Source organism: Pseudomonas sp. GV085, assembly GCF_003050925.1.
In the GTDB taxonomy this organism is placed as follows: domain Bacteria; phylum Pseudomonadota; class Gammaproteobacteria; order Pseudomonadales; family Pseudomonadaceae; genus Aquipseudomonas.
In genome coordinates this window covers 246,796-269,415 of the sequence record NZ_QAOV01000008.1, presented here as the reverse complement: position 1 = coordinate 269,415, position 22,620 = coordinate 246,796, and the positions used below count along the sequence as shown (strand labels likewise).

Sequence of the window (22,620 nt, the reverse complement as noted above, 5' to 3'; positions counted from 1 at the left end):
ACAAACTCATTTTAATCGTGATGATCACAAGTTATTCTCATGATCAATGACGCTGCACAGCCTGCGCTGGATGGACACCTGGTTCAACGTGCTCGCCCCAATGTTCAACCTGCATCTGAAAACCACTGGCGTGACCGAACCGTGGCGTGTGCGTAAGCCGGGCGTCGATGGCATCATCATCCGCTACGAAGATTTCGATGATCGCCACCCCCTCGGGTCGGCTAAGGAATAGTCCCGATGCGTATCAAGACACTGCCGGCCTGTGCCACGGCGTTCTACCCGAACGCCAAAGCGCAGACCGCCGGGATCAACCCATGACGGCCATTTTTCGTCCGCGTCCGACGTTGATCTTTTTGCTGCTGTTGCTGGTGCTGGTGTTCTGGCTGTCCCTGGCTCTCGGACCGGTCAGCCTGCCGCTGGGTGATACCTTGCTGGCCGGGATGCGCCTGCTGGGGTTGCCACTTGACGGTGGCGACACGCAGCAGGCGGAGTTGATCCTCGGTCAGATTCGTCTGCCGCGCAGTTTGCTCGGCATCGCCGTGGGTTCGGTACTGGCGTTGTCCGGCGTGGCGATGCAGGGGTTGTTCCGCAACCCCTTGGCGGACCCGGGTCTGGTCGGTGTTTCCGGTGGCGCGGCACTCGGTGCCGCCCTTGCCATCGTCGGCGGCAGCCTGCTCGGTGGCTTGCCGCCGGCGATCGAACCCTACCTGCTGTCGGTCAGCGCCTTCGCCGGTGGCTTGATCGTCACGGCGGTGGTGTATCGCTTTGGTCGCCGCAACGGGCAAACCGACGTTGCCACCATGCTCTTGGCGGGTGTGGCGATGACGGCCATGGCTGGTGCCGGGGTTGGTCTGTTCACCTACCTGGCCGATGACGCGACCTTGCGTACCCTGACGTTCTGGAACCTGGGCAGCCTCAACGGTGCCAATTACCCGCGCCTGTGGCCGTTGCTGATCGTCACCGTGGGCGTGGCGTTGTGGTTGCCCCGTCGCGCGGCAGCACTCAATGCCATGTTGCTGGGTGAGTCGGAGGCCCGTCACCTGGGCTTCGACATCGAGCGGATCAAGCTTGAGTTGGTGTTGTGCACGGCGCTCGGCGTCGGCGCGGCCGTCGCGGCGGCGGGCCTGATCGGTTTTATCGGCCTGGTGGTACCGCATCTGATGCGTCTGCTGGTCGGCCCGGATCACCGGGTGTTACTGCCCGCGTCGTTGCTGGCCGGCGCCAGCCTGCTGTTGCTGGCCGACCTGGCCGCACGCCTGTTGTTGGCGCCGGCGGAATTACCCATCGGCATCGTGACGGCACTGATCGGCGCTCCGTTCTTTCTTTATCTGCTGGTACGAGGGCGTTCCTGATGCTGCGGGCAAACAACTTGCTGGTACGTCGTGGCAACCGCACAGTACTGGCGAACATCGATATCGAGTTGCGCCCCGGTGAAGTGCTGGGTGTGCTGGGGCCGAACGGCGCCGGCAAAAGCACCCTGCTCGCCGCTTTATGCGGCGAACTGGCGACCAGCGAAGGCACGGTCAGCCTCGATGAGCGTCCACTCGCCGACTGGCCGGGTCAGGAACGGGCCAGACGCCTGGCCGTGCTGCCGCAGAGTTCGAGCCTGAACTTTGCCTTCTCGGTCAATCAAGTCGTCGGCATGGGTCGCTTGCCTCACGCCAGCGGCCGCGTGCGCGATGCCGAAATCGTCGCCGAAGCGCTTAAAGCGGCCGATGCGCTGCATCTTGCCGGACGCAGCTATCTGGCCCTGTCCGGCGGCGAACGCCAGCGCGTGCATCTGGCGCGGGTGCTCGCTCAACTGTGGCCGGGTGCGGCAGGGCAAATCCTGCTGCTCGATGAACCGACGTCGATGCTCGATCCGCTGCACCAGCACACCATTTTGCAAGCCGTGCGTGACTTCGCCGAGCGCGGGGCCGCCGTGCTGGTGATCCTGCACGATCTCAACCTGGCTGCACGTTACTGCGATCAACTGCTGTTGTTGCAACAGGGCCTGCCCCACGCCTATGGTCCACCGGCAGAGGTGTTGACCGTCGAAGCGCTGGCGGCAGTCTATGGGTTGGAGGTGCTGATTCACCAACACCCGGAACGCGGCCACCCGCTGATCATCGCGCGCTGATACCGCCCCCTCCTCTGTCATCGAGGGGGCACCTGTCCGATAAGGAAAACCGATGCGCTTTCTTTTGCTCTGTGCATTCAGCCTGTTGGCTGCCTGCCAAACCCATCAACTCACACCACTGCCGGCGCCGATCGCCCCGCAAGGGCGTGATCACACTGACCTTGGGGTCATCCGTGAACTCGCCACGGGCCGCACGCTGACGCCGCAAGAACTGGTCGAACGCCTCGCCGTTACGCCGCGGGTTCTGGTCGGAGAGCAGCACGACAACCCGGATCACCACGCCCTGCAATTGTGGCTGCTGCGCGAACTGGCGGCACAACGGACCCAGGGCAGCCTGTTGATGGAGATGCTCAATCCCGATCAACAGGCCAGGGTCGATGCCGCGCAAGCCGCGACCCGAGCCGGCCAGCCACCGGCCGATGCGTTCACGGCGCTGGCCTGGCAGGCCAATTGGGACTGGAGCGTCTATGGCGCACTGGTCACCTACGCGCTGCGACAACCGTATCCACTGTTGGCGGCGAATCTGGACCGCGCGCAGATCATACAGATCTACAAACAGCGCCCGGTACTCACGGGGGCAGCCTCCACCACCCAACAGGTGCAGGCGACCTTGCTCGAAGACATCCGCGAATCCCATTGCGGCCTGCTGCCCGAAGCACAGATGCCGGCGATGCTCGCCGTGCAGCAACAGCGTGACCGGCACATGGCAGAGCGCCTGATGGCAGCGCCTCTACCTGCGCTGCTGCTGGCCGGAGCCTTCCACGTACGCAAGGATCTGGGGGTGCCGCTGCACCTGAAGGACCTGGGTGCCAGTGAAGGGAATGCGGTGCTGATCCTGGCCGAAGCGGGCAAGACCGTGACTGCCGAGAGTGCAGATTTTGTGTGGTACACCGCCGCGCAACCGGAAGAGGATCATTGCGCGCAGCTGCGTCGTTAACCCCCCTGTAGGAGCGAGCTTGCTCGCGATGGTCGTTAACGATAAAGCGTATTTACTGGCTAAACGCGGCGCTCTTGAGTCCATCGCGAGCAAGCTCGCTCCTACAGAGGACTACATTCGCTTAAGTGAACAGCATTGCGCTCCGGCGCGACACTATGTCACGCCCCTGCGTCGGTCCAATGGTCGTATCCACCCCTCCGGCACCGGCACAGTTTGTTAACATCCCCACGATTTTTTCGTCTGTACAGTCATCACGCTGTCATTTCAGCCTGTTCAACAGGATGCTTTTTTTCATGAGTACTGTGTATACCCGCCGAACGGTCCTGCAAGGCATGGGCCTGTTGAGCCTGGGCCTGCTCGCCGGTTGCGACGACAGCAGCAAGCTGTCGTTCAAGTACGGCAAAGACCTCAGCGACAAGATCATGGGGCGCAACTTCAAGCTCAAGAACGCTCAGGGCGAAACCCGGATGCTGGGCAGCTATCGCGGCCTGATGCCGATGGTGTTCTTCGGTTTCACTCAATGCCCGGCCGTATGCCCGACCACGCTGGCCCGCGCGGCACAGGCCAAAAAACTGATGGGTCGCGATGGCGACAGGCTGCAGGTGGTCTTCATCACCCTGGACCCTGAGCGCGACACGCCAGAGATGATCGATAAATACGTAAAAGCCTTCGACCCGAGTTTCGAGGCGCTGTACGGCACCCTGGAACAAACCGCCGCCACCGCCAAGGAATTCGGCGTGTTCTTTGAAAAGGTCCCGAGCGGCGATACCTATACCCTCTCCCATACCGCGACCAGCTATGTCTTCGACTCCCGGGGCACTCTGCGCCTGGGACTGTCCACGTCCCTGACGGCCCAAGAGTGCGCAGAAGACCTGCTCACCGTGATGGAGGTTTGCTGAAATGAATGCCCCGCAGGCTAAAAACCGTTTTGCACAACGCTGCAGGCAACTGGCGCTGGGTTTGTCCCTGGTTGGCCTGGCCTTTCAGGCGTCGGCACAAACCGAGGTCGAAGACGCCTGGGTCCGCGCCACCGTAGCCGGTCAGCCGTCGAGCGGTGCCTTCATGACCGTCACCGCGAGCAGCGACAGCAAACTGCTGAGCGTGCAAACGCCGGTTGCCGGGCTGGTGCAGATCCATGAAATGAGCATGAAAGACGACGTGATGAAAATGCAGCAGGTGGGCGCCGTCGCACTGCCCGCCGGTAAAGCGGTGAGCTTCGATCCCCACGGCTACCACATCATGCTCATGAACCTGACGGGCCAGATCAAGGAAGGCGACAAGGTGCCGCTGACCCTGACCGTCGAAGACGCCAAGGGCGAGAAAGAGTCGATTCAGGTTGAAGCCGTTGCCAAGGCGATTGGCACCATGGATCACAGCTCGATGACGCACGATCACAGCAAGATGAATTGATTGCTCCGTCAGTTAAAACACAGAACCTGTGGGAGCGAGCCTGCTCCGGGCGGCGATCCGACGAAGGGGCAGGCACATCCAACAGAGATATTGGCTGACCCACCGCTATCGCGAGCAGGCTCGCTCCCACAGTTTTGATCTGCAGTGAACGCCAATCCCGCGGCGGGCCACAATATTTATTTGTGGGAGCGAGCCTTTCAGGTCTTGGCGACAACTCCCTGTCGTTCGCCAAGACCTTTTCATGTCAACTCAAACCAGCTTGAGCACGACGTTGATGTTGTTGCGCGTGGCTTTCGAGTACGGGCAGTACTGGTGCCCGGTGTCGACGATTTTCTGCGCGGTTTCGCGATCCAGTCCTGGCAGGCTGACATTGAGCCGCGCCTGGAGCAGGTAGCCGCCTTCATTGGTGCCCAGGTCGACTTCGGCATCGACGGCCACATCCTTGGGCAACGCCACTTTCATTTCCCTGGCCGCAACCTGCATGGCGCCGATAAAACAGGCTGACCATCCGGCAGAGAACAGTTGCTCGGGGTTAGTACCGCCACCGCCCGCACCTGGCGACGACAGCTTCACATCGAGAACTCCGTCGGAGCTGCGGGACGCGCCGTCACGCCCGCCGGTGGTGTGGGTTTTGGCGGTGTACAACACTTTATCGATGTGGTTCATGGTGACCTCCTGATTGAGTTGTAAGAATCCGGTATTAACACCCCATCCGGACGCAGGGATGGTCAATCAATATAGACGTCACACGCCCACACCGTGGTCGATCCGACCAGCGTCCGTTTCTTCTTTATTTACGCGCCAACTTGTACCTGACGCAGTCCTCATAAAAGCTCTGCCGTACAGCAGTCGGTTTGAATCTCGACGGACTGTCATAAGTTTGCTCTGTAATGCCAAGTGCCATCATGCGCATCCAGGTTTTGGCGAACTTGTAGGCCTGGATTTTCTGGCGGGCGGCATACAGAGAAACGCCTGAAAGCTTGAGTTCCTGTGCCCTTGCAGCGGTGCCCGCGCCCCAGCTGCACATGTACTGATCATTGCCGGCCAGTTCTTTTGCTTGAGCCGAATTGGCTACACCCGCAACTATCAGCGGGATTAACGCGATCCATGTCTTGCGCATCTTGACCTATTTAACTGGCTGAAAATGAACTAATTTTGCTGAGGATTTTTAAACTTGGGGGCCAGCATCGTGCCTTTTCTGCAAATTAATTCGAAAAAGAGATGGGCAATGTCATTTCTTGCGAGTTTTCAATCCTTTGCTATAGCTATGACTCTCAATCGCCAACTAAGTGAGGCAACGGAATGTCAGTCGCAAAGAAAATGAGTGTGGGGCAACTGACAATGTTGACCGCCGTCAACATGTTGGGCTCCGGCATTGTGCTGCTACCGACGAAACTCGCGGAAGTCGGTGCAATTTCGATCCTCTCCTGGCTGGTGACTGCCACCGGTTCCCTCGCTCTGGCCTACGCCTTTGCGCGATGCGGGATGCTCAGCCGCAAGACCGGCGGCATGGGCGGTTATGCCGAATACACATTTGGTAAAGCGGGTAACTACATCACCAACTACACCTACGGTCTGTCGCTGTTGATTGCCAACGTCGCGATCAGTATTACTGCGGTTGGTTATATCCAGGTGTTGTTCGGGATAAAACTCGATTCGCTGCAAGTAGGCCTGGCCACCATTGCCTTGTTATGGATCACCACTTTCGCCAACTTTGGCGGCGCGAGCATTACCGGCCGGATCGGTGCGATCACAGTCTGGGGTGTGATTGCTCCGGTGGTGCTGGTATCCACGGTGGGCTGGTTCTGGTTCGACAGCAGCGTTTACGCCGCTGGCTGGAACCCCCACGACAAGGGCTGGTTCGAAGCGGCCGGCGCCTCGGTGGCGATCACCCTGTGGGCCTTCCTCGGTCTGGAATCGGCTTGCGCCAACACCGATGCGGTGGAAAACCCTGAGCGCAATGTACCGATTGCCGTGTTGGGCGGCACCTTGGGTGCGGCGGTGATCTACATCGTCTCCACCAACGTCATCTTCGGTATCGTCGGCAACGAAGAACTGGTCGCGTCCACCGCACCGTTCGGCCTGGTGTTCGCCAAGATGTTCACCCCGATGGTCGGGGACATCGTGATGGCGGCCATGGTACTCGCCTGCATCGGTTCGCTGCTGGGTTGGCAGTTCACCATTGCCCAGGTGTACAAAAGCTCGGCGGACACCGGTTACTTCCTGTCGATCTTCGCCAAGGCCAACAAAGCGGGAACGCCGATTGTCGGCATGCTGGTACTGCTCGCCGCACAGACCGCGCTGGCCCTGCTCACCATCAGTCCCGACCTGAGCAAGCAGTTCGACACCCTGGTCAACCTCGCGGTGGTGACCAACCTGGTGCCTTACATCCTGTCCATGGCCGCGCTGATGACCATGCAGAAAGTCTCCAACGTACCGGAAGGCAAGGCGCTGGCGACCAACGTCATTGCCCTGATCGCGGCGGCCTACAGCTACCTGGCGCTGTACAGCTCCGGTGAGCAGGCGCTGATGCTGGGCGGCGTGGCGACCATCGCTGGTTACACCCTGTTCGGCTTCGTCAACAACCGTCTGATCCGCCTCGAAGCACTCAACAACAGCGTACCGACGCAAACCGTCAGCGCGCAGCACCTCACTGCCGAGCCAGTGCCGGTGAACAATCTGAATGCAGTCATTATGGAGGTTCAAGCATGACGGAATATAAACACTCGCTGGGCATGCTGGCGCTACTGGTCAGCAGTCCGCCGGACAAGCGAACGGTGTTCGGCCGCGCCCTGGATCAACTGGTCCACGACGTAGAGGGCCGTGGTGTCAGCGTACTGGCTTCGGAAAGCCTCATCGATGCTGCATCGATCCTGCGTTCGGACCCGGCCATTCAATGTGTGATCATCCGATGGGAAATGGACACCAGCGAAGGCCACGCCGACTGCACCCGATTGCTGGTCAAGCTGCGCGAGCGCAACACCCGGGTACCGGTGTTTCTGATCAGCGACCGTACCACCGCGTCGACCATTCCGTTATTGGTCATGCAACACGCCGACGACTTCATCTGGCTGCCCGAGGACACCTCCCGTTTCCTCAGCGGGCGCATCCTGGCGGCCATCGAACGCTATCGCCAGGCCGCCCTGCCGCCAATGTTCGGCGCGCTGGTGAAGTTTGCCCGCAACTATGAATACTCGTGGCACACCCCTGGGCATGCCGGTGGCACGGCATTCCTGAAAAGCACCGCAGGCCGGGCCTTCTACGAGTTCTTCGGCGAAAACCTGCTGCGTTCCGACCTGTCGATCTCGGTCGGCGAACTGGGCTCCCTGCTCGATCACAGCGGCCCGATCGGCCAGGGCGAACGCTATGCCGCCAAGGTCTTTGGCGCGCACCGCACGTACTACGTGACCAACGGTTCGTCGATGTCCAACCGCGTCATCCTCATGGCCAGCGTCACGCGCAATCAGATCGCCCTGTGCGACCGCAATTGCCACAAGTCCGCCGAACATGCGATGACCCTGTCCGGGGCGATTCCGACCTACCTGGTGCCGACCCGCAACCGCTACGGCATCATCGGCCCGATCCTGCCGCAGACCCTGAGCGCCGAAGGCGTGAAAGCCGCCATCGCCAACAACCCGCTGGTCAAGGAAGGCATCGACCCGACGCCGGTGCACGCCATTGTCACCAACTCCACCTATGACGGCCTGACCTACAACGTCACCCGTGTCGAAGAGCTGCTGGGCGAAAGTGTCGACCGTCTGCACTTCGACGAAGCCTGGTACGGTTATGCGCGCTTCAACCCGCTGTACAGCGGACGCCATGCCATGCACGGCAACCCGGCCGATCACGACAAATCCAAGCCGACCGTGTTCGCCACCCAGTCGACCCACAAGTTACTGGCCGCCCTGTCCCAGGCCTCGATGATCCACGTACGTGACGGCCGTAACCCGATCGAACATGCGCGCTTCAACGAGTCGTACATGATGCACGCCTCGACCTCGCCGAACTACGCGATCATGGCGTCCTGCGACGTCAGTTCGGCGATGATGGAAGCGCCGAGCGGGCAGATCCTCACCAACGAGTCGATTGAAGAGGCCATCAGCTTCCGCCAGGTGCTCTCGCGCATGCACAACGAGATGCTGAGCAAGGATGACTGGTTCTTCACCTGCTGGCAGCCGCCGACCGTACAGGTTGGCGCAGCGACCGTGCCGTTCCATGAGGTCGACCCGGCTACGCTTAAAACCGACCCGAACTGCTGGGTCCTGCACCCGAACGCGGTATGGCATGGTTTCGGCGACATCGAAGACGGCTACTGCATGCTCGACCCGATCAAGGTTTCGGTACTTGCCCCGGGCATGGGCGACGACGGCAACCTGCTCGCCAACGGCATCCCCGCCTGCGTGGTCACCGCGTACCTGGGTCGCCAGGGTATCGTGGTCGAGAAAACCACCGACTTCACCATCCTGTTCCTGTTCTCCATCGGCATCACCAAAGGCAAATGGGGCACGCTGCTCAATGCCCTGCTCGACTTCAAGCGCGATTACGACGACAACGCCGAGCTCGAGCTGTGCCTGCCCGATCTGTACAACGCCAACCAGCGACGCTATGCCGGCATGGGCCTGAAGGATCTGGCCGACGAAATCTTCGCCGCCATGAAAAAACACAAGACCACCGCCAACATGTCCCAGGCCTTCGGCACCCTGCCGAAAGCCGAGTTCAGCCCGGTGGAGGCCTACGAAAAACTGGTGCGCAACGACATCGAGCTGGTGACTCTCAACGAAGCTGCCGGGCGCCTTGCCGCCACCGGTATCGTGCCCTACCCGCCTGGCATCCCGTTGCTCATGCCGGGTGAGAACGCAGGGCCTGCGGACGGTCCGTTGCTGGCGTATCTCAAGGCACTGGAAGCCTTCGATAAATCCTTCCCCGGCTTCACCCATGACACCCACGGGATCGAAGTCGAAGACGGCGTTTATCGGATGCTGGTATTGAAATAAGCCAGGCAGGTTCACCGCAACCCCTGTGGGAGCGAGCCTGCTCGCGATAGCGTTTTTGCAGCCAACATCACTGTTGCCTGACACGACGCCATCGCGAGCAGGCTCGCTCCTACATTGCTTTGCATCGCCCCCACAAATCCCTATGGGCAAATTCGATCACAGCGCTCTATGATTGATCCCCATGACCACCACCGCTGCGATCCGCTCACCCTGCCCGCCCGGCGCCTGCGACTGCGGGCGTGACCCGTTGCTGGAAACACCGGGGGCGGACCTGCGCATCCTGTTTCTGACCCGCAACGAAGAAAAACGCCTGATCGAACGTCTGGAAAACCTGCAGAGCCTGAGCGATCTTGAGCACGTGCGACGGCGCATGTTCGAACAGTTGGGTATCCGCGTGAACATCGCCCCCGGCTTCAATGAAGTGCGCACCATGCGCGGCATCGGCATCCAGGTTGGCGAACTGCCAGGGCTGTGCCGCAAGACCCGCGCCAACATCCCCGCCGCCATTCGCCGAGCCATGGAAAAGCGCCCGGAGATTGCCTACGAACTGCTCAATGCCAACGACCTGTTGCGTGACGCCTGATGAAACCTCTCCTCGAATTCCCCCTCACCGACAAGATTCTCACCACGTACGCCCTGGCCATCGGTGCCGACCTGCAGGGCTACCGCAACCACATTTACCGGGTGCTGAATTTCCATGGTGCCCTCAGCGGTGCCGAAGGCCTGCCCTCGCAAGCCGTACAAATCGCGGCGGCGTTTCATGACCTGGGTATCTGGACCGATGACACCCTCGACTACCTGCCCCCGTCCATTGCTCTGGCCATCGAGTACCTCGACAGCCAGCAACGGCCGGAACTGAAGGATGAAGTCAGCGCGTTGATACTTGAGCATCACAAGCTGCGCCGGTATCGCGGCGCTTTCGCCAACAGTGTCGAACCCTTCCGCCAGGCCGATCTGGTGGATGTGTCCCTGGGACTGGTGCGTTTCGGCTTGCCCCGAAGCTTCATCAAAACCGTGCAGGCGACCTTTCCCGATCATGGTTTTCACTCGATGCTGATAAAGCTGTCTGCCCGGCAGCTCATCCGCTCGCCGCTGCGGCCGCTGCCGATGTTTCGCTGGTGATACAGGCGTCTGCCTTCCCCACCGATGGCGCCATTGCCGCAACGCCATTTCGCAGCAAAGTGCCTGAAACACTCACCTTCTGACTATCCATTACTGGATATTTCGCAATTCAAACCTACGCTCTTCGCGGGGGCTTACGAATTTCAACGACGGTTGGGGGCTCGTCTCGATTTACTCACGCTTGTACGCAGGAGCTCGACATGAACCGGACATCCTTATCCACGATGTTTGCGCTACCCCTGTTGTTGTCTGCAATGGCGTTACCCGCCCTGACCCTGGCCGCTGACAAGTCCCCCAACATCCTGGTGATCATGGGCGACGATATCGGCTGGTCGAATATCGGCGTCTACAACCAGGGCATGATGGCTGGCAGAACCCCCAACCTCGACCAACTGGCGAATGAAGGCATGCGTTTCACCGACTATTACGCCGAAGCCAGTTGCACCGCCGGACGCGCCAATTTCATCACCGGCGAACTGCCGATTCGTACGGGCATGACCACCGTCGGCCAGGCCGGCTCGCCCGTGGGCATTCCCGCCGAAGCCGTCACCATCGCGACCGCACTCAAGGCCATGGGTTATGCCACCGGCCAGTTCGGCAAGAACCACTTGGGCGACCTGAACCAGTTCCTGCCCACCGTCCACGGTTTCGACGAATTCTTCGGCTACCTCTATCACCTCGACGCCATGGAAGACCCGGCGCACCCCAATTATCCGAAGGACCTGCTGGACCGCGTCGGCCCACGCAACATGGTCCACAGCTGGGCCACCACCACCGATGACACGACCGTAATGCCGCGCTGGGGCAAGGTGGGCAAGCAGAAAATCGAAGACGCCGGCACGCTCTATCCGGAGCGGATGAAAACCGTCGACGAGGAGATTCGCGACAAGGCCTTCACTTTCATCGACAAGGCCAAGCAGGACAACAAACCGTTCTTCGTCTGGCTCAACCCGACCCGCATGCACATCGTCACGCACCTGTCCGACAAGTACGAAGCCATGCGCAACTCGGAGAATGGCTGGTCGGAACAGGAAGCCGGCATGGCGCAGCTCGATGACGTCGTCGGCGATGTCCTGGCGAAGCTGAAAAAAGACGGCATGGACGACAACACCATCGTGATTTTCACCACCGACAACGGTGCGGAAAACTTCACCTGGCCCGATGGCGGCACGACGCCGTTCGCCATGGGCAAAGGCACGGTCATGGAAGGTGGCTTCCGGGCGCCGGCGATCATTCGCTGGCCGGGCAAGGTGCCGGCCAACCAAGTCGCCAACGGCATCATGTCCGGCATGGACTGGTTCCCGACCCTGGTCGCGGCGGCGGGCAACCCGAACATCACCGCCGAACTGCTCAAAGGCAAACAATTGGGCGACACCACCTACAAAGTTCATCTGGACGGCTATGATCAAACTCCAATGATCACCGGAAAAGGTCCATCGAACCGGCATGAAGTCTTCTACTTTGGAGAGAGCTCCTTGGGTGCAGTGCGCATAGACGACTACAAATATCGCTTCATTGACCAACCGGGTGGCTGGCTGGGGGCTAAAGTTGCTGTGGACGTGCCGATCCTGACCAATCTTCGACTCGACCCGTTCGAACGCATGGGTTGGCCGGAAAATCAGGCCGCGCAGGGTTCGCAACAATACTTCGACTGGTTCAAGTTCCAATTCTGGCGTTTCGTGTTCGTCCAGCAGCAGGTGGCCAAACTGGCAGAAACAGCGATCGAGTTCCCGCCGATGCAAAAAGGCGCGAGTTTCAACCTCGACTCGGTCAAAGCCAAGATCGCCGCGGCTCGGGCAGAGATGGCCAAGTAAACAGCCGAATCCACGGGTGGCTGGTGCAGTCCACCCGTATTCGAAATGGACAATTGCTGAGGGATTTCAATGCCGACAAAAACCGCTACCCTGCCCGCCTCTGCGCTACTTGCCCTGTGCTGCCAGCAAGCCTGGGCCGGTGGCATCATGCTCTACGAAATCGGCACCGATAACGCCGGCCTCGCCAACGCCGGTGCCGCCGCCCGTGCCCAAGGCCCCTCGACCATCGCCAGCAACCCCGCGGGCATGAGCTACCTGCCGGGCACGCAAATCACCGCCGGCTTGCAGGTCCTGTATGGCGATTTGAGCTTCGACCGTGACTCCGGCACCAACACCCCGGGCAGCGGCAGTGGCAATGCCCTCGATCCGATTCCCGGTGGCAGCTTCTTCATCAGCCATGAACTGGACGAGCACTGGAGCGTCGGTTTCGGCCAGTACGGTGACTTCGGCCTGGCAGTCAACTACGACAACGACTGGTCCGGCCGCTACTTCGCGCAGAACTCCAGCCTGCTCGGCCTGTCGCTGGTACCGAGCGTGGCTTATCGCTTCAACGAGCAGTGGTCGGTCGGCCTGGGCATCAAGGCCATGTACGGCATGCTGAAGGCCGACACCGCTATCGACCGCTCCCCTTTCGGCTTCACCGACCGCGCTGACGGCCAATTCAAGTACAGGGACAACACCTGGGGCTATGGCGCCAACGTCGGCGTGATCTACGCCCCGCAACCCGGCACGCGCATCGGCCTGACCTACACCAGCCAGGTCGACCTGGACTTCGAGGACCGGCTCGATGTGAAGGGCGACGGACGTCTGCTCGAGAGAGTCAACAACACCAACACCGAACTCGACATGAAGGTGCCGCAAACCGTCACCCTGAGCCTGTTCCAGCAACTGGACCGGCAATGGGCGCTGTTGGCCTCGGCCAACTGGCAGGACTGGTCCGAGTTCGGCGACATTGCCGTGGAGGTCGACACCACGGCCCTTGGTGCGCAATCGACAACGGTCGACGCCGGCTTCAAGGACACCTGGCACCTGTCCCTTGGCGCGCAATACCAGGCTACCGAGCAGTGGTTGTGGAACGTCGGCGTAGCCTACGACAGCAGTGCCGTCTCGGACAGCAACCGTAGCGTGGTCGTGCCGATGGGCGAATCCTGGCGCATTGCCACAGGCGCCACCTATGCGCTGAACCGGGACACCGATATCAACGTCAGCTGGGCCATGGTCTGGCTCGGCGACATGCCGGTGGACCAGGCCAAATCCGTATCGGGCAATCGAGTTTCCGGTCAATTCGACAATGCCTGGATTCAAGCCCTGAGCGGCAACATGACCTGGCGATTCTGATGTCTTGTAAACGAAAGAACGACGATTTCATCCAAGGAGTAAACACCATTATGAATCTGTCCCGAAACCTGCTTGTCGGCGCCGCGCTGGCCAGTCTGTTGCTAGGCGGTTGCACCTCGAAAGTGACGGAGAAGGCGCAATACTCTGGCTTCCTGCCCAACTACAACAATCTGCAGGAAGTCGAAACGCAGAGCGGCGGGACCGCGATGCGCTGGGTCAGCCCTTCGTGGAACCCGAATGCTTATGACACCGTGGTGTTCAACAAACTGGAACTGTACCCGGCCCCCAAACCCAATGAGCGGGTCAACCAGCAGACGCTGACCGACATTCAGAACTACATGACCAGCAAGGCCAAGGCCTCGCTGGGTCAGAAGTACCGCGTAGTACCCACTTCCTCATCCGTCACGGCGGGTTCCCGGTCCCTGATCATGCGGGCGGCGATTACCGGGGTGAACGCCGAGAACGAAGGCATGAAGTGGTATGAAGTGGTACCCGTTGCGGCCGTTGTCGGCGCGACTCAGGCCGCCACCGGTCACCGCGACCAGGACACCACCCTGTTCATCGAAGCCGAGTTCGTTGACGCCAAGAGTAACCAGACCGTGGCCAAAGTGGTGCGCAAGGTGTTTGGCACCGCCCTGGAAAACGAAAGCCAGAAGATTACCGCCAAGGACTTCAAGGCAGCGATCGACAAACTGGGCACCGACTTCCAGGCGTTCCTCAAGTAACACCCGCCCAGGTGGCAAGGGAGCTTGCTCCCTTGCCACCTGGAGCTCCCTTCCTGACCATCCCCTTCACTTTCTCATCCCGACCCGCCAACACCTTGCGGCGCTGATTGCCAGTTACCCGGCATTCTTGTGGAAAAACAGCTCTCCAGCGATACCATCCAGCGTGCGGACCAGGGCCACCGGACGACCCTGGAGGCGGCGCGGTGACGCCCGATTTCAGTGCTGATCAGACGCTGGTCCTCTTTTGCAGGGGGGTTATCCAGTCAGGCAACGATAGACCTCGCAGGTGAACGTGCCAGCACCGTTGGGTCGACGCGCCCTCGCAAGCGCGGATTGGCCCGGGGTATTTTTTGCCGGCGCAGCTAAGATTCATAGGTGGTGAACCTTATTCCCGGATACCCGGTCGATACCTGCAACCCGACCCGGTTTGCCACCACCCCCGTACGCGAGGTGACAACTGGCTTGCTTCATTCACTGGAGAACGCCCCCGTGATTTCAACCCTGTACATCGCCAGACTCAAAGCATGGGGTGCCCATGGTTTTACCGCCACTGGCGTGGTCACCGCTTTCCTGGCCACCCTGTCCCTGCTGGACAACCAACCGACCCATTGCCTGCTGTGGCTGGGTGTCGCCCTGATCGTCGACGGGCTGGACGGTGCGCTGGCACGCAAGGTCAACGTGCAATCGGTATTGCCGAGCTTCGATGGCTCGATCCTCGACCTGGTGATCGATTACCTGACCTATGTGTTCATCCCGGCGCTGTTCATCTACCGCTACATCCCGTTGCCGGACTACACCTTGCTGCTGAGCGTGTCGCTGATTCTGGTGTCGTCGCTGTTCTGCTTCTGCAACGTCAACATGAAGAGCAAGGACAACTACTTCCAGGGCTTCCCTGCCGCCTGGAACGTGGTTGCCCTGTGCCTGTACATCATCGCCCCGTCACCGTGGATCACCTTCGTTACAGTCATTGGCCTGTCCCTGCTGACCGTGAGCCGGATGAAATTCCTGCACCCGTTTCGCGTGCGCCGCTTCATGCCGATCAACATTGCGGTGACGGCCATCTGGTTGCTGTGCAGTTTGTCGCTGGTGCTCAACCATCCGTTGATCAACCCGCTGGTGATGGGGCTGTGGCTGCTGATGTCGGCGTACTTCCTGGGTATCTGCCTGTGGCGCACGGCGCTGGAGTGGTTCGACGAATCGAGGCACAAGTAGCCATGGCGGTCCATATCGTTCAACTCGGATCACCCCGCCACCCTGACGAAGGTTTGCGCTTGGGTACGGTACGCCGCCCTCCCCGCGGCGTACCGAAAGCCGAATTCGCCAGTCGGGATTTTTATGATGTCTGGCAGCCGTTGCTGTCACCCAGCGCGGAGCTGGTGGCCGAGGCCAAGGCCAAGGCTGCGCAAGATGCCAAGGCCTGGGAGGTGTTCAGACGCAAATTCAAGGCCGAGATGAGCCAGCCCACTGCCAGTCAGCTGCTGGACTTGCTGGCCGCGTTGTCCCACCGGACGTCCCTGGCCGTGGGCTGTTATTGCGAGGATGAAGCGCATTGTCATCGCTCGGTGTTGCGCGAGTTGCTGGAGGCGCGTGGGGCGAAGGTCATTTAGCCGGCACCACCAGCGACTTGTCGCCCGCCCAACACGAATCGGGTCCGGCCGCGGTTACTCCGCCGTTGTCGGGTCGATGATGTTCATGACCCGGGAAATGCGGTTGGCAGGAAAACCGCTCAGCCTGGCGTGCTCCTGGATCTGTTCCTCGCTCGGCGAGATGTACACGCAATAGAGTTTGTCACCGGTGACATAACTCTGCAGCCACTGCACCTCTGGCAACTCACGCAACGCCCGGCAGGACTTTTGCGAAGCGGCTTTCAAATCCCTTTCCGACAATGCTCCAGCGCCCTGGATATCGCGTTCAATCACGAACTTCGGCATGGCAACCTCTCTTTTCTTGTTCTGGATGGCAGGGCGGCACTCACCCTGTGGGCAAACTATCGCCCTCACCGGCGTTGGCGTCCTGCCCGATCGTCGCCCAACCCTGCCCGATCGTCCGGAGACTCCACGTTGCGCGCAAGCCAAAGCCAGCGGCGAGAAGAGGATCTACCTGCACACTCAGGACCAGAGTGCTTATTACGCAAAGCGCGGCTGGGTGCTGCTGGAGCGTTTTGAAGCGCGGGAAAAAGATCAATGGCTCATGGCTCGGGACCTGTGAGCCATTGATCGAGTGGATTACGCCGCTGGCGCGCCGGCCCTGGCCTCCTCCAGCAACTGCTGAATCATTTGTTCCTGCGTGTCGTAGCTGCCTTCACCGAAGTGGGTGTAACGCACCTGCCCCTTGGCATCGATCAGGTAGTGCGCCGGCCAGTACTGGTTGTCGAAGTTGCGCCAGATCGCGTAGTTGTTGTCGATCGCCACCGGGTAGGTGATGCCGTACTCCTTCACCTTGTTCCTGACGTTGTCGATGATCCGTTCAAAGCCGTATTCGGGCGTGTGCACGCCGATCACCACCAGTCCGTCCTTTTCGTATTTCTTCGCCCAGTCCTTCACGTACGGCAGGGTGTGCTTGCAGTTGATGCAGTCGAAGGTCCAGAAGTCCACCAGCACCACTTTGCCTTTCAGCGCTTCGTTGGTCAGGGCGGGCGAGTTGAGCCAGTCCACTGCGCCGGACAGCGACGGCATGGCGCCCTGGGCGTTGCCCATGGTGCTGTCGGCCTTGACCTTGCTGACCAGGTAATCGACGACTTTCGGCACGGTCTCCAGCACGCCCTTCTCGACACTGCTGACACCTTGCGAAGAAGTATTGGCCAGCAACAGGTCGTTGGCCCCCGTTGCAATCACCGCCGCGCCGGCCAGCACCGCAACCCCGGCGCCACGGCGCAACCAGCCCGTAACCGGAATAGACGGTTTCAAGCGATTGACCAGGCCGCGACCGGCAAAGATCAGGGTGCCCAGGGACAGCGCACTGCCCGCGCCATAGGCCACCAACAACAGACTGGTGCCGGCGTTCGCGCCCTGCAGCATGGCGCTGGTCAGAATCACCCCGAGGATCGGCCCGGCGCACGGTGCCCAGAGCAACCCGGTGGCGACACCGATCATGATCGAAGCCAGTGGCCCGGACATTTTGCGCGAGTTCGGGTCGATGCGATTGCCCAGCAGCACGAAGGGCCGCGCCAGCCAGTCACCGACCCGGGTGGAGATCAGCGACAGAGCGAACAGCACCATCACGAACAGGGCAACGTGGCGGCCGGTGTTGCTGGCCTGAATCACCCACTCACTGCTGACCACGGCCAGGCTGGAGACCAGGGCGAAGGTCAGGACCATGCCGCCGAGGGTGAGCAGGATCGAGGAACGTGTGCGGTCGGCCCCGGCAAACAGGAATGGCACGACCGGCAGGATGCACGGGCTGAGGACGGTCAATATGCCGCCCAGGAAAGCGATGAGTAACATGGGATCACCTGATGCAAATTAAAGGGCAACACATCACCACTGTAGGAGCGAGCCTGCTCGCGATGGCGTACGGTCAGGCGACACATCGTTGACTGATCTATCGCTATCGCGAGCAGGCTCGCTCCTACAGTGGGTCGGGGGTGTTCTCAAGCGGTCTGTTCATCCAGCAACTGCCCTTGCGGCGTGCGGCTGGAGCCGTCTTGCGCAAGGAAGTCATGGGTGCCCTTCTCCGCCACCGGTGTGAGCTGGAAGCAAGTGTTGCTGGTGCAGACGCTTTGCTCGACAGCCGCGTTGGCATGGGCCGCCGCACCGGCGACGGAAAAGGTGATGGCGGTCAAAATGCGGGAAACGTTGTTCATGATGTCCTTCCTGATTCAAATGGATTAAGCGGTCGTTGGGCGCGACACTCAGTTTTCCGAGTTGCAGTTGTCGGCGAATTTGCGGTAATCGAGCACCTGGGATTTCGACTGGGTGTCGAGGTAGGTCAACCGCGCATTCACCACGCCGCAGGAAGGTGTAGCGTCCTCGGTCAGCGACACCACTTTCCTGATGTCAAGTTGGGTGCCGTAGGTGTAGGTTTTCGGAGCAACATCGGCTTCGGCACGGGCCGACAAGGTGCAGATGTTCAGGGCGGCAAACAGGCAGGCGGCGTAGATGGCTCTGGTGTTCATGGCGAGTCCCTCAAGGTTTCAACAGGTTGATCGTTGGTTGATCCGAGGCGCTCTGGTTTGCCTCGATGGAACCTATTAAAAGCCTGCGAGGTATCTCGTCTGTGTCGGGAATCGGCGTGAATCAATCGCTGCGTATCAGAACGGTGCCTGGATACACAGCCATACAAAACCGCTGGAAATCGGCTTTTTTGCCTTCGTGTGTATCCTCAGGCAAGCCAGATACACTGCAATACAAAGGACGGCAGGCGAGCCCGCCCAGGCTCGATAGACTGTGCGGCATTCCCCATTTATCAGAGGTTTGGCCCAATGGATCATGTTGATCACATCCTCATCGTCGACGATGACCGCGAAATCCGCGAACTGGTGGGCAACTACCTGAAGAAGAACGGCCTGCGCACTACCGTCGTGGCGGATGGACGGCAGATGCGCGCTTTTCTGGAAACCACCCCGGTGGACCTGATCGTGCTCGACATCATGATGCCGGGGGACGATGGCTTGCTGTTGTGCCGCGAATTGCGCGCCGGCAAACACAAGACTACGCCAGTGCTGATGCTCACCGCCCGCAACGATGAAACCGATCGCATCCTCGGTCTGGAAATGGGCGCCGACGACTATCTGGTCAAGCCGTTCGCTGCCCGTGAACTGCTGGCGCGGATCAACGCGGTGCTGCGGCGCACCCGCATGCTGCCGCCGAACCTGGTAGTGACCGAAGCCAGCCGCTTGTTGGCCTTCGGCCGCTGGCGCCTGGACACCTCGGCCCGCCACCTGCTCGATGAAGACGGCACCATGGTGGCCCTGAGCGGTGCCGAATATCGATTGCTGCGGGTGTTTCTCGACCACCCGCAACGGGTGCTCAACCGCGATCAATTGCTCAACCTGACCCAGGGCCGCGACGCCGACCTGTTCGACCGCTCCATCGACTTGCTGGTCAGTCGCCTGCGCCAGCGCCTGCTGGATGACGCCCGCGAACCGGCCTACATCAAGACCGTGCGCAGCGAAGGCTATGTGTTCTCCCTGCCGGTGGAAATCCTGGGCGATCAATCATGACCCAGGCGCTACATTGGCCGCGGACCCTGGCCTCGCGGCTGTCGCTGATTTTCCTGATCGGCCTGATCCTCGCCCAGGCGCTGTCCTTCGGTGCGCAATATTACGAGCGCTACGAATCCTCGAAAAACACCATGCTCGGCAACCTGGAAACCGACGTTTCCACCTCCGTTGCCATCCTCGACCGCTTGCCCGCCGATGAGCGAGCCGCTTGGCTCAAACAACTGGAGCGGCGCAATCACAGCTACATGCTCAATGAGGGTTCGTCGGGCACGCCCATCCGCACCGACATGCCCGATGCACCCATTGCCATTGCCTCGATCAAAGACGCCATCGGCCACGATTACCCGATGACCTTTACCGACATCCCCGGGCCGAAAAAACATTTTCAAGTGCACTTGAACCTGGCGGATGGCAGCCCGCTGACCATCGACGTCCGCCCGGCGATGGTCCCGTTGTCGCCCTGGCTGCCCATCGTGCTGCTCGGGCAACTGGCGCTGATGCTGGCCTGTTCCTGGCTGGCGGTCAGAATCGCCATCCGCCCCCTCACCCGTCTCGCCGGTGCCGTTGAAACCCTGGACCCCAACGCTCATCCCGTGCTCCTGGACGAAAAAGGCCCAACCGAAGTCGCCCACGCCGCCAAGGCCTTCAACTCGATGCAGGCACGCATCGCGGCGTACCTGAAGGAACGCATGCAGTTGCTCGCGGCGATTTCCCACGACCTGCAAACCCCGATCACCCGCATGAAACTGCGCGCCGAGTTCATGGACGACTCCAGCGAAAAAGACAAACTGTTGAACGATCTGGGCGAGATGGAACACCTGGTCCGCGAAGGTGTCGCCTACGCCCGCAGCATCCACGGCGCCACCGAAGAAAGCCGCCGCACCGACCTCGACTCGTTCCTCGACAGCCTGGTGTTCGACTACCAGGACATGGGCAAGGACGTGCAGCTCGAAGGCAAAAGCACCACCGTTATCGACACCCGCCCCCACGCCTTGCGCCGGGTGCTGGTCAACCTCACGGACAACGCATTGAAATTTGCCGGTGCTGCCGAGTTGCAAGTGGAAAAACAGGCCGATGGCAACCTGTCGATCAAGATCCTCGACCGCGGCCCGGGCATCGCCGAAGAAGAACTCAAGCAAGTGATGGAACCGTTCTATCGCGTTGAGAACTCCCGCAACCGCAGCACCGGCGGCACCGGGCTGGGACTGGCAATTGCCCAGCAATTGGCAATTGCCATTGGAGGGTCGTTGACCTTGAGCAATCGTGAAGGTGGCGGGTTGTGTGCGGAGCTGAAATTGCCGGGGTAGAAGTTTTCGGTTCGGGGGGGCGAGGAATGCCAGACCAGCTGTGAAGAATGGTTGGCTGGCAGGCCCTCATCGCGTCGAGTGCAACGAGGCTGCGATCTGTTGGCGTTATTCCTGACAAACAAGATCAAAAGATCGCAGCCTTCGGCAGCTCTTACAGGGTGATGCGGTGTTCGTTATGCCGGTGCCATACCTTCGACGATGATGACCTCTGCCACGGCCACCCCCTCACGGTACCCGCGCGCCTCCTGATATTGCTCGGACCGATAACAAGCCACCGCCTGCTCATAGGAATCAAACTCGATCACCACACTGCGCTGCGGCGTCGAGCGGCCTTCCATCGCCTCACTGCGCCCACCTCGCGCGAGAATCCGACCGCCGTACAGCGCAAACGCCTGCGGCGCCCGCCGGGTGTATTGGCTGTATTGATCGGGGTCGGTGACATCCACGTGAGCAATCCAGTACGCCTTCATAGTGACCTCTCGGTTTATTTTGTATTATGGTATACCACATTACCAATCCAACAAATACCGAGACTCCAGCATGGCCTTCAACAGCATCGAAGAAATCATCGAAGATTACCGCCTCGGCAAAATGGTCCTGCTGGTGGACGATGAAGACCGGGAAAACGAAGGCGACCTGTTGCTGGCCGCCGATTGCTGCACACCCGAGGCGATCAGTTTCATGGCCCGTGAAGCCCGCGGCCTGATCTGCCTGACCCTGACCGACGAGCACTGCAAACGCCTGGGCCTGGAGCAGATGGTGCCAAGCAATGGCAGCGTGTTCAGCACTGCCTTCACCGTGTCCATCGAGGCCGCCGTCGGTGTGACCACCGGCATCTCCGCTGCGGATCGGGCATGCACTGTGGCCGCAGCCGTCGCCGCCCATGCCGGCCCCGCCGACATCGTGCAACCCGGCCATATCTTCCCGCTGCGCGCCCGGGAAGGCGGCGTGCTGACCCGTGCCGGCCATACCGAAGCCGGTTGCGACCTGGCCCGCCTGGCCGGCCATTCGCCCGCCTCGGTGATCGTCGAAGTGATGAACGACGACGGCACCATGGCCCGCCGTCCCGATCTGGAAGTGTTCGCACGCAAGCACGGGATCAAGATCGGCACCATCGCCGACCTGATCCACTATCGCCTGAGCACCGAACACACCATCGTGCGCATCGGTGAACGCGACCTGCCGACTGTACATGGCACCTTTCGTCTGATCACCTTTGAGGATCGCATCGAAGGCGGTGTCCACATGGCCATGGTCATGGGCGATTTGCGTCGCGAAGAGCCAACGCTAGTGCGGGTGCATGTGATTGACCCGTTGCGCGACCTGGTCGGCGCCGAATACAGCGGGCCGACCAACTGGACGTTGTGGGCCGCCTTGCAGCGCGTCGCCGCCGAAGGCCACGGCGTGGTGGTGGTGCTGGCCAATCACGAATCCTCGCAGGCGTTGCTCGAACGCGTACCGCAATTGACCCAGCCGCCACGGCAGTTCAGCCGTTCGCAGTCGCGGATTTATTCGGAAGTGGGCACTGGAGCGCAGATCCTGCAGAACCTGGGTATCGGCAAGCTGCGCCACCTCGGCCCGCCGCTGAAATATGCGGGCTTGACCGGGTATGACCTGGAAGTGGTGGAGAGTATTCCGTTCACCGCGTGATTTTGGGCTGAATGCAATTCCCCTGTGGGAGCGAGCCTGCTCG

24 protein-coding genes and 2 pseudogenes are annotated in these 22,620 nt (G+C 60.7%); 19 read left to right on the top strand and 7 right to left on the bottom strand.

Going from position 1 to position 22,620, the window contains the following annotated elements; genetic code table 11:
• Positions 1–58: 58 nt before the first annotated feature.
• The 6 genes and pseudogenes from C8K63_RS18860 to C8K63_RS18830 all read left to right on the top strand — a co-directional run.
• Positions 59–199, top strand: a pseudogene (locus C8K63_RS18860) (hemin-degrading factor); the annotation flags it as partial.
• A 169-nt stretch (positions 200–368) separates the two neighbouring features.
• Positions 369–1,352 (top strand): iron ABC transporter permease, encoded by a 984-nt coding sequence (locus C8K63_RS18855; RefSeq protein WP_178086790.1) that lies wholly within the window; start codon positions 369–371, stop codon positions 1,350–1,352.
• Entirely contained in the window at positions 1,352–2,119 is a 768-nt protein-coding gene (locus tag C8K63_RS18850) for a heme ABC transporter ATP-binding protein (protein ID WP_108218073.1), read from the top strand. The genes C8K63_RS18855 and C8K63_RS18850 overlap by 1 nt, the downstream gene beginning before the upstream one ends.
• A 52-nt stretch (positions 2,120–2,171) precedes the next feature.
• Positions 2,172–3,056, top strand: a complete 885-nt coding sequence (locus tag C8K63_RS18845) for a ChaN family lipoprotein (protein ID WP_108218072.1) — start codon at positions 2,172–2,174, stop codon at positions 3,054–3,056.
• Positions 3,057–3,349: 293 nt separating this feature from the next.
• Complete coding sequence (locus C8K63_RS18835; protein WP_108218070.1) at positions 3,350–3,955, top strand: SCO family protein; 606 nt, start codon at positions 3,350–3,352, stop codon at positions 3,953–3,955.
• A gap of 1 nt (position 3,956) precedes the next feature.
• The gene (locus C8K63_RS18830; protein WP_108218069.1) at positions 3,957–4,466 is read left to right on the top strand and encodes a copper chaperone PCu(A)C; all 510 of its coding nucleotides are present in this window, start codon (positions 3,957–3,959) and stop codon (positions 4,464–4,466) included.
• Between the two features lie 249 nt (positions 4,467–4,715).
• On the opposite strand, the gene C8K63_RS18825 is transcribed toward C8K63_RS18830, so the two are convergent.
• Positions 4,716–5,132, bottom strand: a complete 417-nt coding sequence (locus tag C8K63_RS18825; protein WP_108218068.1) for an organic hydroperoxide resistance protein — start codon at positions 5,130–5,132, stop codon at positions 4,716–4,718.
• A 124-nt stretch (positions 5,133–5,256) separates the two neighbouring features.
• The gene (locus C8K63_RS18820) at positions 5,257–5,586 is read right to left on the bottom strand and encodes a hypothetical protein (protein ID WP_108218067.1); all 330 of its coding nucleotides are present in this window, start codon (positions 5,584–5,586) and stop codon (positions 5,257–5,259) included.
• Between the two features lie 182 nt (positions 5,587–5,768).
• Here C8K63_RS18820 and potE point away from each other — a divergent pair, with 182 nt between their 5' ends.
• From potE to C8K63_RS18775, 9 genes are all read left to right on the top strand, one after another.
• A complete protein-coding gene (potE, locus tag C8K63_RS18815) occupies positions 5,769–7,178 on the top strand; it encodes a putrescine-ornithine antiporter (RefSeq protein WP_108218066.1) in 1,410 nt (469 codons plus the stop codon).
• Entirely contained in the window at positions 7,175–9,460 is a 2,286-nt protein-coding gene (locus C8K63_RS18810) for an Orn/Lys/Arg decarboxylase N-terminal domain-containing protein (RefSeq protein ID WP_108218065.1), read from the top strand. Before potE ends, C8K63_RS18810 begins: the two co-directional genes overlap by 4 nt.
• Positions 9,461–9,641: 181 nt before the next feature.
• Positions 9,642–10,043: a hypothetical protein gene (locus tag C8K63_RS18805; RefSeq protein WP_108218064.1), complete on the top strand. Its 402-nt coding sequence runs from the start codon at positions 9,642–9,644 to the stop codon at positions 10,041–10,043.
• Entirely contained in the window at positions 10,043–10,582 is a 540-nt protein-coding gene (locus C8K63_RS18800; protein WP_108218063.1) for an HD domain-containing protein, read from the top strand. Before C8K63_RS18805 ends, C8K63_RS18800 begins: the two co-directional genes overlap by 1 nt.
• 200 nt (positions 10,583–10,782) lie before the next feature.
• On the top strand, positions 10,783–12,396 hold the full coding sequence (locus C8K63_RS18795) for an arylsulfatase (RefSeq protein ID WP_108218062.1): 1,614 nt from the start codon (positions 10,783–10,785) through the stop codon (positions 12,394–12,396).
• A 69-nt stretch (positions 12,397–12,465) separates the two neighbouring features.
• The gene (locus C8K63_RS18790) at positions 12,466–13,734 is read left to right on the top strand and encodes an OmpP1/FadL family transporter (RefSeq protein ID WP_108218061.1); all 1,269 of its coding nucleotides are present in this window, start codon (positions 12,466–12,468) and stop codon (positions 13,732–13,734) included.
• Between the two features lie 50 nt (positions 13,735–13,784).
• A complete protein-coding gene (locus C8K63_RS18785) occupies positions 13,785–14,459 on the top strand; it encodes a DUF3313 domain-containing protein (RefSeq protein WP_108218060.1) in 675 nt (224 codons plus the stop codon).
• 489 nt (positions 14,460–14,948) lie between these two features.
• Positions 14,949–15,671 carry a phosphatidylcholine synthase gene (gene pcsA, locus C8K63_RS18780; RefSeq protein WP_108218059.1) on the top strand — a complete coding sequence of 241 codons (723 nt, stop codon included), beginning with the start codon at positions 14,949–14,951 and terminating at the stop codon, positions 15,669–15,671.
• A 2-nt stretch (positions 15,672–15,673) separates the two neighbouring features.
• Positions 15,674–16,066, top strand: a complete 393-nt coding sequence (locus C8K63_RS18775; RefSeq protein WP_108218058.1) for a DUF488 domain-containing protein — start codon at positions 15,674–15,676, stop codon at positions 16,064–16,066.
• A gap of 54 nt (positions 16,067–16,120) precedes the next feature.
• On the opposite strand, the gene C8K63_RS18770 is transcribed toward C8K63_RS18775, so the two are convergent.
• On the bottom strand, positions 16,121–16,390 hold the full coding sequence (locus C8K63_RS18770; RefSeq protein ID WP_108218057.1) for a DUF4242 domain-containing protein: 270 nt from the start codon (positions 16,388–16,390) through the stop codon (positions 16,121–16,123).
• Positions 16,391–16,520: 130 nt separating this feature from the next.
• Here C8K63_RS18770 and C8K63_RS18765 point away from each other — a divergent pair.
• Positions 16,521–16,667: pseudogene (locus C8K63_RS18765) on the top strand (N-acetyltransferase); the annotation flags it as partial.
• Positions 16,668–16,684: 17 nt separating this feature from the next.
• Here the strand turns inward: C8K63_RS18765 and C8K63_RS18760 are convergent.
• The 3 genes from C8K63_RS18760 to C8K63_RS18750 form a co-directional block, all read right to left on the bottom strand.
• On the bottom strand, positions 16,685–17,902 hold the full coding sequence (locus C8K63_RS18760; RefSeq protein ID WP_108218056.1) for a cytochrome c biogenesis protein DipZ: 1,218 nt from the start codon (positions 17,900–17,902) through the stop codon (positions 16,685–16,687).
• Between the two features lie 146 nt (positions 17,903–18,048).
• Positions 18,049–18,261, bottom strand: a complete 213-nt coding sequence (locus C8K63_RS18755; RefSeq protein ID WP_108218055.1) for a hypothetical protein — start codon at positions 18,259–18,261, stop codon at positions 18,049–18,051.
• Positions 18,262–18,309: 48 nt separating this feature from the next.
• Positions 18,310–18,573 (bottom strand): DUF2790 domain-containing protein, encoded by a 264-nt coding sequence (locus tag C8K63_RS18750; RefSeq protein ID WP_108218054.1) that lies wholly within the window; start codon positions 18,571–18,573, stop codon positions 18,310–18,312.
• Between the two features lie 306 nt (positions 18,574–18,879).
• On the opposite strand from C8K63_RS18750, the gene C8K63_RS18745 reads away from it, so the two are divergent.
• Positions 18,880–19,620, top strand: a complete 741-nt coding sequence (locus C8K63_RS18745) for a response regulator (RefSeq protein ID WP_007978356.1) — start codon at positions 18,880–18,882, stop codon at positions 19,618–19,620.
• Positions 19,617–20,927, top strand: coding sequence for an ATP-binding protein (locus C8K63_RS18740; RefSeq protein ID WP_108218053.1), 1,311 nt, complete (start codon positions 19,617–19,619; stop codon positions 20,925–20,927). The genes C8K63_RS18745 and C8K63_RS18740 overlap by 4 nt, the downstream gene beginning before the upstream one ends.
• A gap of 173 nt (positions 20,928–21,100) precedes the next feature.
• Here C8K63_RS18740 and C8K63_RS18735 read toward each other — a convergent pair whose 3' ends face one another.
• Entirely contained in the window at positions 21,101–21,397 is a 297-nt protein-coding gene (locus C8K63_RS18735; RefSeq protein WP_108218052.1) for a DUF1330 domain-containing protein, read from the bottom strand.
• A gap of 70 nt (positions 21,398–21,467) precedes the next feature.
• Between C8K63_RS18735 and ribBA the strand changes: the two genes are divergently transcribed.
• Positions 21,468–22,577: a bifunctional 3,4-dihydroxy-2-butanone-4-phosphate synthase/GTP cyclohydrolase II gene (ribBA, locus tag C8K63_RS18730; protein WP_108218051.1), complete on the top strand. Its 1,110-nt coding sequence runs from the start codon at positions 21,468–21,470 to the stop codon at positions 22,575–22,577.
• Positions 22,578–22,620: the final 43 nt, after the last annotated feature.